Here is an 8,610-nt window from a genome sequence, read left to right as displayed (position 1 = left end):
CCTGGGGCAAGACCATGGGTTCCGGCGCGGACATCACCCAGCAGAATCGCGATCCGCTGCTGGGCCGCGTGCAGGGGGCGGACGGCCTCAAGACCGGCCATACCGAGGAAGCCGGCTACGGCTTCACCGGATCGGCGGAGCAGAATGGCCGTCGCCTGGTGATGGTGGTGGCCGGGCTCACCAGCTCCAACCAGCGCGTATCGCAATCAGTGGCCTTCATGGAATGGGGTTTCCGCGCGTGGAAGGCGGTGCCGCTCGTCGCCAAGGGCAAGAAGGTGCAGGATGCGGAGGTGCAACTCGGCGATGCGCGCACCATCGGCCTCGTCGCCCCGCGCGATCTCGCCGTCACGCTGCCGGCGGGCGTGGCTGGCAACATGAAGGTGAGCGTCGTCTATAACGGCCCGATCAAGGCGCCGATCAAGGCCGGCCAGCATATCGCCGATCTGGTGGTGCAGACGGGGGATACGCCGCCGCAGCTCATGCCGCTGGTGGCGGAAAATGCGGTGGACGAGGCCGGCTTCTTCGCCCGCATCGCCGCCGGCTTCCGCTGGCTGTTCGGCCTCGCCTGATTTCGCCCACCGTGGCGCGCGGGCGTTTCATCAGCCTCGAAGGCGGGGAGGGGGTCGGCAAGTCGACGCAGTTGCGCGCGCTCGCCGCGGCCCTCCGCGCACGCGGCCATGACGTCATCGAGACGCGGGAGCCCGGCGGCAGCGCGGGGGCGGAGGCGATCCGATCGCTGCTGCTCGACGGCGATGCCGGGCGCTGGACGGCGGGCGCCGAGGCACTGCTGTTCGCCGCCGCCCGCGCCGATCATGTCGCCAAGACGATCCTGCCCGCGGTCGAACGCGGCGCATGGGTGCTGAGCGATCGTTTCCTCGATAGCTCGCTCGCCTATCAGGGCGGGGCGGACGGCATCGGCGAGGCGGCGATCCGCCAGCTCCACCAAGTCGGCAGCGACGGGCTGATGCCGGACCGCACCCTGCTGCTCGCCTTGCCGGCGGAGGAAGCCGCCGCGCGCGCGGCGGCCCGCGATCGCGATGGCGCGGATCGCTTCGGCGGCCGGGATGCGGCCTATCATGCGCGTGTTGCGGCCGCCTTCGCCGCGCTGGCGGCGGGCGATCCCGCGCGCTTCCGCATCGTCGATGCCACGGGCACGGCCGATGACGTCACCGCCCGGCTGCTGGCCGCGCTGGAGGGATTGTGACGCCGCTTGGCCATGGCGATCAGGTCGCCGCTTTCCGGGATGCCATGGCGCAGGGCCGGATGCACCATGCCTGGCTGCTCGCGGGGCCGCAGGGCGTGGGCAAGGCGATGTTCGCCGCCGCCGCCGCGGCGCGCTATCTGGCGGAAGGCACCGATCGGCCGCCGGCCGCCCCCGGCCTCGACGTGGCGGAGGATCACCCGACCGCCCGGCTGATCGCGGCGGGCAGCCACCCCGATCATCGCGTGCTCCAGCGCCTGCCCCGCGACAAGACCGGCGATCTTGCCCGCAACATTACCATCGATCAGGTGCGCGCGCTCCAGCCCTTCTTCGCGGTCACGCCCAGCATGTCGCCTGTCTCTTATACACATCTAGATGTGTATAAGAGACAGGGGCGGCACCGCGATCGGATGGTGGGCAGCAGGCGGCCCGGCGCGTGGCTGATGAGCAGGAACAGCGTATCGGCGGGCGGCTCCTCCAGATTCTTGAGGAGCGCATTGGCGGCCGGGCGTTCCAGGTCGTCGATCGCATCGATGATAACGGCACGGCGCGGCGACATGCTGGGCGTGACCGCGAAGAAGGGCTGGAGCGCGCGCACCTGATCGATGGTAATGTTGCGGGCAAGATCGCCGGTCTTGTCGCGGGGCAGGCGCTGGAGCACGCGATGATCGGGGTGGCTGCCCGCCGCGATCAGCCGGGCGGTCGGGTGATCCTCCGCCACGTCGAGGCCGGGGGCGGCCGGCGGCCGATCGGTGCCTTCCGCCAGATAGCGCGCCGCGGCGGCGGCGGCGAACATCGCCTTGCCCACGCCCTGCGGCCCCGCGAGCAGCCAGGCATGGTGCATCCGGCCCTGCGCCATGGCATCCCGGAAAGCGGCGACCTGATCGCCATGGCCAAGCGGCGTCACAATCCCTCCAGCGCGGCCAGCAGCCGGGCGGTGACGTCATCGGCCGTGCCCGTGGCATCGACGATGCGGAAGCGCGCGGGATCGCCCGCCGCCAGCGCGGCGAAGGCGGCCGCAACACGCGCATGATAGGCCGCATCCCGGCCGCCGAAGCGATCCGCGCCATCGCGATCGCGGGCCGCCGCGCGCGCGGCGGCTTCCTCCGCCGGCAAGGCGAGCAGCAGGGTGCGGTCCGGCATCAGCCCGTCGCTGCCGACTTGGTGGAGCTGGCGGATCGCCGCCTCGCCGATGCCGTCCGCCCCGCCCTGATAGGCGAGCGAGCTATCGAGGAAACGATCGCTCAGCACCCATGCGCCGCGTTCGACCGCGGGCAGGATCGTCTTGGCGACATGATCGGCGCGGGCGGCGGCGAACAGCAGTGCCTCGGCGCCCGCCGTCCAGCGCCCGGCATCGCCGTCGAGCAGCAGCGATCGGATCGCCTCCGCCCCCGCGCTGCCGCCGGGCTCCCGCGTCTCGATGACGTCATGGCCGCGTGCGCGGAGGGCCGCGGCGAGCGCGCGCAACTGCGTCGACTTGCCGACCCCCTCCCCGCCTTCGAGGCTGATGAAACGCCCGCGCGCCACGGTGGGCGAAATCAGGCGAGGCCGAACAGCCAGCGGAAGCCGGCGGCGATGCGGGCGAAGAAGCCGGCCTCGTCCACCGCATTTTCCGCCACCAGCGGCATGAGCTGCGGCGGCGTATCCCCCGTCTGCACCACCAGATCGGCGATATGCTGGCCGGCCTTGATCGGCGCCTTGATCGGGCCGTTATAGACGACGCTCACCTTCATGTTGCCAGCCACGCCCGCCGGCAGCGTGACGGCGAGATCGCGCGGGGCGACGAGGCCGATGGTGCGCGCATCGCCGAGTTGCACCTCCGCATCCTGCACCTTCTTGCCCTTGGCGACGAGCGGCACCGCCTTCCACGCGCGGAAACCCCATTCCATGAAGGCCACTGATTGCGATACGCGCTGGTTGGAGCTGGTGAGCCCGGCCACCACCATCACCAGGCGACGGCCATTCTGCTCCGCCGATCCGGTGAAGCCGTAGCCGGCTTCCTCGGTATGGCCGGTCTTGAGGCCGTCCGCCCCCTGCACGCGGCCCAGCAGCGGATCGCGATTCTGCTGGGTGATGTCCGCGCCGGAACCCATGGTCTTGCCCCAGGNAGGTAGCGGGCGAAGATGTGCCGCACGACGTCCGCATGCTCTTCGACGATCGCCAGTGTCCTGCCATCGGGTTTGTAGCCGAGCGGCGGGTTACCGCCCATCCACATGCCGCGAGCCTTGGACGCCGCGATCTTGTCGCGGATACGCTCGGCGGTGACCTCGCGTTCGAACTGGGCGAAGGAGAGCAGCATGTTGAGCGTGAGCCGGCCCATGCTGTTGGTTGTGTTGAACGACTGGGTAACCGAGACGAAGGATACGTTCGTCCTGTCGAAGGCCTCGACCAGCTTCGCGAAGTCGAGCAGAGAGCGGCTCAGCCTGTCGACCTTGTAGACGACCACGATGTCTATCCTGCCGGCTTCGATGTTCTTCATCAGTCGCTGAAGCGCCGGCCGCTCCAGCGTTCCACCCGACAGCCCGCCGTCATCATACTCATCGGGTAGCAGCGTCCAGCCTTCGGACGCCTGGCTGAGGATATAGGCGGCGCAGGCCTCGCGCTGAGCATGGAGAGAGTTGAAGTCCTGCTCAAGACCCTCCTCGCTCGATTTTCGCGTGTAGATCGCGCAGCGGACCTTCTTCATGCCGCTGCCTTTCGCGGCTTGAGGCCAAAGAAGGCGGGGCCTGACCAGCGCGTGCCGGTGATAGTGCGGGCTACCTCGCTGAGGCTTTTCCAGCATTGCCCGTTCCAGTGGATCGCTCCGGCATCATCGACAGTGACGACATGCACTTTGCCCTGCCATTCGCGGACCAGCCGCAGACCGGGCGCGAGGGGCATCGCACGCGGTGGCACATCGCCTGATCCGCCCAGCTGCTGCCGGGTAGTGCGCGACAGGCCGCCCTTTGCTCTGGCCTGTATCTCGTAGCCCAGCGCGAGCCGCAGCATGGCAACGCTGAGTCGAGGCACCGGGCGACCGGTGAGCTTTGCCCATCGCTCCTGAATCTCGGCGCGGGACATGTGCGCGATTTCCTGCAATGCATGATCGAGCCTGGCCACGATCATGCTTCCGTCGCGATGCGGTAGCAGGTCGTATCCCCGCGCTTGCCCTTCGCGATGCTATGGCCCTTTTTCCGGAGGCCGGTCAGCGCGGCGCGGGTGGTGTGGGGCAGCCAACCAGTGGCCGCGATCATCTCATCGAGCGTTGCACCTTCCTCGCGTTGGAGGAGTGACAGCACCGTGCTGATCTTGCTAGCCGGGCGGGATGAGGGCTCGCTCACGGGAGGGGCCTGGTCCTCGAGTTCATCGGATGCCCGATTTTCTTCTTTCTCATCCTGACCAGCGCCAATGGCTGCCCGGCCTGCGGCGGTGATCCGCACACCGGTCAGCCGGTCCCGGTCTGTCGGCAGTGACCCGCTGATATCCGATGTATCGAGTTCCGCCGCCAGGNCGCGTCGGAGGAGGGATTTGATGGCNTTGTCGACCGCAGGCGTACGTTCGCCGATGCTGTNCGGTGGNGGCAGCAGGCTGCCGTCGTCGCGCTGCGNCGCAGCCGAAAGAAGGACGAGTTGCAGATCNNTGAGGCGTANGGTGGTCATGGATGGTGCTCCTGNTTCGGAGCGGCACCGCGCCGCTCCCACCACCCGAAGCCCCGCCGGTCANGCCGGTCGGGGTANCGGCCGCTGTGGCCNGCCGCGATTCAGNGNCGACAGCAATGCTTCGTTCNNCCGCGAAGTCGAATGGAATATGCGAATGCGCTGGAAAAGCTGGGTCTGGACTTGGTCGAGCCCCCGCGGCTTGGTCGAATCATGTCTGAAGGTGCTGAAACCCGCCGCGAAACTATCCGCCGATTATTCTATCTCATCACAATCGCCGCCGAGGATGCGGCGGCATTGGCGGTCGAGGGACAATCGGGGGACTCATCATCCTATTATGCCAGGACTTCTGCAGCTAGTCTCCTGGAACTCGGCCTGAGAGCCCGATCGGAAATTAAGTTGAGTGGTATCAGCAGGTTAGCTTGACGGCTGAGCCTGTCGTTGATTCAGGGGTTTCGCCAAAAACTGCCGTGGNCGAACATTCCCCAGATCGAGGTAGCGGGCGAAGATCTGTCTCTTATACACATCTAGATGGGTATAAGAGACAGGTCTTGAGGCCGTCCGCCCCCTGCACGCGGCCCAGCAGCGGATCGCGATTCTGCTGGGTGATGTCCGCGCCGGAACCCATGGTCTTGCCCCAGGTGAACGACGTCTGGCTGTAGAACGCCTTGTAGAGATCCGGGAAATCCTGGATCGTCCGCGCCGCAAGCTCCGCCAGGTCATGCGCGGTCACATAGGTGACGCCATTGTCCGGCCAGCCGTTGGACGTGCCGAAGTGCGAATTGTCCAGGCCCAGCTCCTTGGCGCGCTGGTTCATCAGGGCGACAAAGGCAGGCTCCGTTCCGGCGATTCCTTCCGCCAGCACGACGCAGGCGTCGTTGCCGGAAAGGGTGACGATACCGTGGAGCAGGTTCTGCACGCTCACCTGTTCGCCGGGCGAAAGGAACATGGTCGATCCGGCGGCGGGGCCGTGCCACTGCTTCCAGGTCTCGGGCCGCACCGTCACCATCTGGTCGAGCTTCAGCTCGCCCTTCTTGATGAGATCGAAGGCGACATAGACCGTCATCATCTTCGCCATCGATGCCGGCGGCATGCGGCGATCCGCATCCTTGGCATAGAGCACCGCGCCCGACGACAGATCCTTCATATAGGCGACCGGCGCCTCGGTTTCGAACGGCGGCGCGGCCGCCGGCGCGGCGGAGGCCAGGATGGTCGAGGCGAGGACGGCGAGCAGGATCGGAGACTTCATCGCGTTCATTCCGGGCAAGAGGCTCTGGGAAGGGAAAGACGTATCGGCACCCCTGATAGCCGCGCCGGGCGGCATCCGCCAGCTACCATCAATAGGCGCTGCGCTGGGCGCCGAGCGAGGCGCGGCGCTTGTCGGACGGGTAGACCCTGCGGACGCGGACACGGACCACGCCGTCCTTCTCCACGCCCAGTGCCCGCGCCGCGCCGCGCGACAGATCGATGATCCGGCCGGGGGCGAAAGGCCCGCGATCGTTGATGCGGACCAGGATGGTGCGGCCGGTGGCGAGCGCCGTCACCTCCGCATAGGAAGGCATGGGCAAGGTCGGATGGGCAGCGGATATCGCGTTCATGTCGAAACGCTCGCCATTGGCGGTCGTCCGGCCGTGATGGCCGGGACCATACCATGAAGCGAGGCCCGTCTGGTCGTAATTGCGATCGTCGCGCGGCACATAGGTGCGGCCGCCCACGACATAGGGCTTGCCGATCTTGACGGCCCCGTCGCTCACCGGCCGGGTCGATGCGCAGGCGGACAGCAGGCCCGTCGCCGCGAGGACGGCGAGCTCAGCGCGCCACTTCATCGGCAAGCAACCCGACCGAAAGGGCATAGAAGTTCGAGCAATTATAATCGAGGATCACCCGGTAATTGCCCGAAAGCAGATAGGCGGTGGCGTTCGGGCCGTCCGGCTCCAGCAGCGACACGAGCTCGCCCTCGGCCGGCGCGGGGGAGCCGACCACCGTCACGCCCAGCGCCCGCCATTCGCGCATCGTCAGCCAGCGGCTGTGCCGATCGAAGACGCGCGGGCAGCGCGGCGATTTCGTGAGCGAACGAAGCGCCGCGCGATCCAGCGATGGCGGCACCCGCACCGCGACGCCCCACGGCACGTTGGGCCGCCATCCCGCCTTCACCAGATAATTGCCGATCGAGGCGAGCGCGTCGGCCTCGCTCGTCCAGATATCGACGCGCCCGTCGCCGTCGCCGTCCACGCCGAGCCGCTGGTACATGCTGGGCAGGAACTGGGGATAGCCGGTGGCGCCTGCCCAGCTTCCCTTCAGCCGGGACCGCGGAACGCCGCGATCGAGCAATTGCAGCGTGGCGATCAGTTCAGCCGTGAAAAGCTCCCGCCGGCGGCCGTCATAGGCCAGGCTCGCCAGCGAACGGATCAGATCGAAGTCGCCGGTATAGGTGCCGTAGCCGGTTTCATGGCCATAGATCGCCATCATGATCGATTCGGGCACGCCCGTCTCCCGCTCGATCCGGGCAAGGCGCGGGCGGAGATCCTGATAGCGCTTGCGTCCGCGATTGATGCGATCGGCATCGACATGGCGGGCCTTGTAAGGCGCGAAGCTGGGGATGGCCGACGCCGGCGCATTGGGGTTGCCGCCGGGCTGCGCCCGATCGAGCTGGATGACGCGCGGGTTGAAGGTCAGCCCGGCCACGGCGCTGTCGAAGGTCGAAGGTCGCACGCCCGCCGCCAGCGCCCGCGGCCGGATGCTCGCCAGAAAAGCGCGGAAACCGGCATCATCGGCGGACGATGCCGCATCCACCTGCTGGGCGCCCGCCTCCATCGATCCGAGGACGGATGCCGCCAGAATGCAGGCGGTAGCGGCCAAAGCCCTGAACGAAGCACGCATAAAGAACCCCTTACCCGCCCTTCGTGCCACAGGCGGGCGGACAGGTGAATCCCCTTTGTCCGACTTTTCGGGAAACATATCGCGACGCTTGCACGCAACGCCCCTTGCGGAGATAAGCGCGCCGCCGGATAGGCGGCCGAGTGGTTGATGGCAGCGGTCTTGAAAGCTACCGGAGCTGGCGATCTGCGCGCGGAATTAGGAGTGTGGTTACAAGGGGTTAGCGTCAGTTCGATTCGCCGGGTGCAATCGCCCATAAGCCTGTCGTAAGCTGCCAGCCCCGAAACGGCATGGAAGAGTGTCCGAGTGGTTTAAGGAACCGGTCTTGAAAACCGGCGACGGGGCAACCCGTCCGTGGGTTCGAATCCCACCTCTTCCGCCATCCACACATAAGTTATTGATATAAAATGGAATTATTCCAGAAAGTGGCGCAGTTCCGCGCCGTTTGCGGCGATGGTCCGGTCTGCAGAGAGCGTATCAGGGGCAACAATTGGTCGCTCCGACGGCTTTTTCTCCGTCGCCCATCTCAGCAGTACGGAGTGGGCGGCTATTGGCTACCTTTGTTAGTTCGCCAACGAAAAGCGGCGCCGAGGCGCCGCTAGTAGTATAGCGCATTGAGATGGATTACATCCCGAACAGGGCGATCTGCTCGTTCCAGTCGATCGGTAGGTTGGCGGTGCGTAGAGATGTAGCACTGACTGAGGCAGGATGGGTCCCGGCGAGAATAGCTTCGACGATCGCGGGCGCGAGAAAGTTCAGTCGGACGAGGCGCGATACCCATGAGTCGTTGACCTTTTCCTCGCGGGCGATGGTGGCGATGTCGATCGTGCCGGCCTGAAGCTGTTGCCACCAGCTACGCCCCTTGCGCAGCAACTCGACGAGGCCGGGATCAGGCCT

General features: G+C 66.9%; 7 protein-coding genes, 1 tRNA gene and 7 pseudogenes. 5 read left to right on the top strand and 10 right to left on the bottom strand.

Annotation, left to right across the window (positions count from 1 at the left end):
- The 3 genes and pseudogenes from BHE75_RS11020 to BHE75_RS23295 form a co-directional block, all read left to right on the top strand.
- Positions 1-569: pseudogene (locus BHE75_RS11020) on the top strand (D-alanyl-D-alanine carboxypeptidase); the annotation flags it as partial.
- Between the two features lie 11 nt (positions 570-580).
- Entirely contained in the window at positions 581-1,204 is a 624-nt protein-coding gene (gene tmk / locus BHE75_RS11015) for a dTMP kinase (protein ID WP_139181709.1), read from the top strand.
- A 44-nt stretch (positions 1,205-1,248) separates the two neighbouring features.
- Positions 1,249-1,494 (top strand): annotated as a pseudogene (locus BHE75_RS23295) (DNA polymerase III subunit delta'); the annotation flags it as partial.
- A gap of 101 nt (positions 1,495-1,595) precedes the next feature.
- On the opposite strand, the pseudogene BHE75_RS11010 reads toward BHE75_RS23295, so the two are convergent.
- From BHE75_RS11010 to BHE75_RS10985, 6 genes and pseudogenes are all read right to left on the bottom strand, one after another.
- Positions 1,596-2,111: pseudogene (locus tag BHE75_RS11010) on the bottom strand (AAA family ATPase); the annotation flags it as partial.
- The gene (tmk, locus tag BHE75_RS11005; RefSeq protein WP_139181709.1) at positions 2,105-2,728 is read right to left on the bottom strand and encodes a dTMP kinase; all 624 of its coding nucleotides are present in this window, start codon (positions 2,726-2,728) and stop codon (positions 2,105-2,107) included. The pseudogene BHE75_RS11010 and the gene tmk (BHE75_RS11005), both read right to left, overlap by 7 nt.
- An 11-nt stretch (positions 2,729-2,739) precedes the next feature.
- Positions 2,740-3,306, bottom strand: a pseudogene (locus BHE75_RS11000) (D-alanyl-D-alanine carboxypeptidase); the annotation flags it as partial.
- A gap of 116 nt (positions 3,307-3,422) precedes the next feature.
- Positions 3,423-3,887, bottom strand: a pseudogene (locus BHE75_RS25210) (recombinase family protein); the annotation flags it as partial.
- The gene (locus BHE75_RS10990; protein ID WP_084652851.1) at positions 3,884-4,306 is read right to left on the bottom strand and encodes a DUF2924 domain-containing protein; all 423 of its coding nucleotides are present in this window, start codon (positions 4,304-4,306) and stop codon (positions 3,884-3,886) included. The pseudogene BHE75_RS25210 and the gene BHE75_RS10990, both read right to left, overlap by 4 nt.
- Positions 4,303-4,839, bottom strand: coding sequence for a DUF3489 domain-containing protein (locus BHE75_RS10985; protein WP_070932167.1), 537 nt, complete (start codon positions 4,837-4,839; stop codon positions 4,303-4,305). The genes BHE75_RS10990 and BHE75_RS10985 overlap by 4 nt, the downstream gene beginning before the upstream one ends.
- Before the next feature lie 141 nt (positions 4,840-4,980).
- On the opposite strand from BHE75_RS10985, the gene BHE75_RS24070 reads away from it, so the two are divergent.
- Positions 4,981-5,262: a hypothetical protein gene (locus tag BHE75_RS24070; RefSeq protein WP_139181708.1), complete on the top strand. Its 282-nt coding sequence runs from the start codon at positions 4,981-4,983 to the stop codon at positions 5,260-5,262.
- A 121-nt stretch (positions 5,263-5,383) separates the two neighbouring features.
- On the opposite strand, the pseudogene BHE75_RS10980 reads toward BHE75_RS24070, so the two are convergent.
- The 3 genes and pseudogenes from BHE75_RS10980 to BHE75_RS10970 all read right to left on the bottom strand — a co-directional run.
- A pseudogene (locus BHE75_RS10980) lies at positions 5,384-6,085 on the bottom strand (D-alanyl-D-alanine carboxypeptidase family protein); the annotation flags it as partial.
- Positions 6,086-6,173: 88 nt separating this feature from the next.
- Positions 6,174-6,662 carry a septal ring lytic transglycosylase RlpA family protein gene (locus tag BHE75_RS10975; RefSeq protein WP_070933887.1) on the bottom strand — a complete coding sequence of 163 codons (489 nt, stop codon included), beginning with the start codon at positions 6,660-6,662 and terminating at the stop codon, positions 6,174-6,176.
- Positions 6,646-7,716, bottom strand: a complete 1,071-nt coding sequence (locus BHE75_RS10970; RefSeq protein WP_070933886.1) for a lytic murein transglycosylase — start codon at positions 7,714-7,716, stop codon at positions 6,646-6,648. Before BHE75_RS10970 ends, BHE75_RS10975 begins: the two co-directional genes overlap by 17 nt.
- A gap of 289 nt (positions 7,717-8,005) precedes the next feature.
- Between BHE75_RS10970 and BHE75_RS10965 the strand changes: the two genes are divergently transcribed.
- A tRNA-Ser gene (locus BHE75_RS10965) sits at positions 8,006-8,095 on the top strand.
- A gap of 242 nt (positions 8,096-8,337) precedes the next feature.
- Here the strand turns inward: BHE75_RS10965 and BHE75_RS10960 are convergent.
- Positions 8,338-8,610 (bottom strand): annotated as a pseudogene (locus BHE75_RS10960) (recombinase family protein); the annotation flags it as partial.

Source organism: Edaphosphingomonas haloaromaticamans (genome assembly GCF_001853345.1).
GTDB lineage: Bacteria > Pseudomonadota > Alphaproteobacteria > Sphingomonadales > Sphingomonadaceae > Sphingomonas_E > Sphingomonas_E fennica.
Note: the sequence above shows the minus strand (reverse complement) of the source record. Positions and strands in the feature narration are given on the sequence as shown.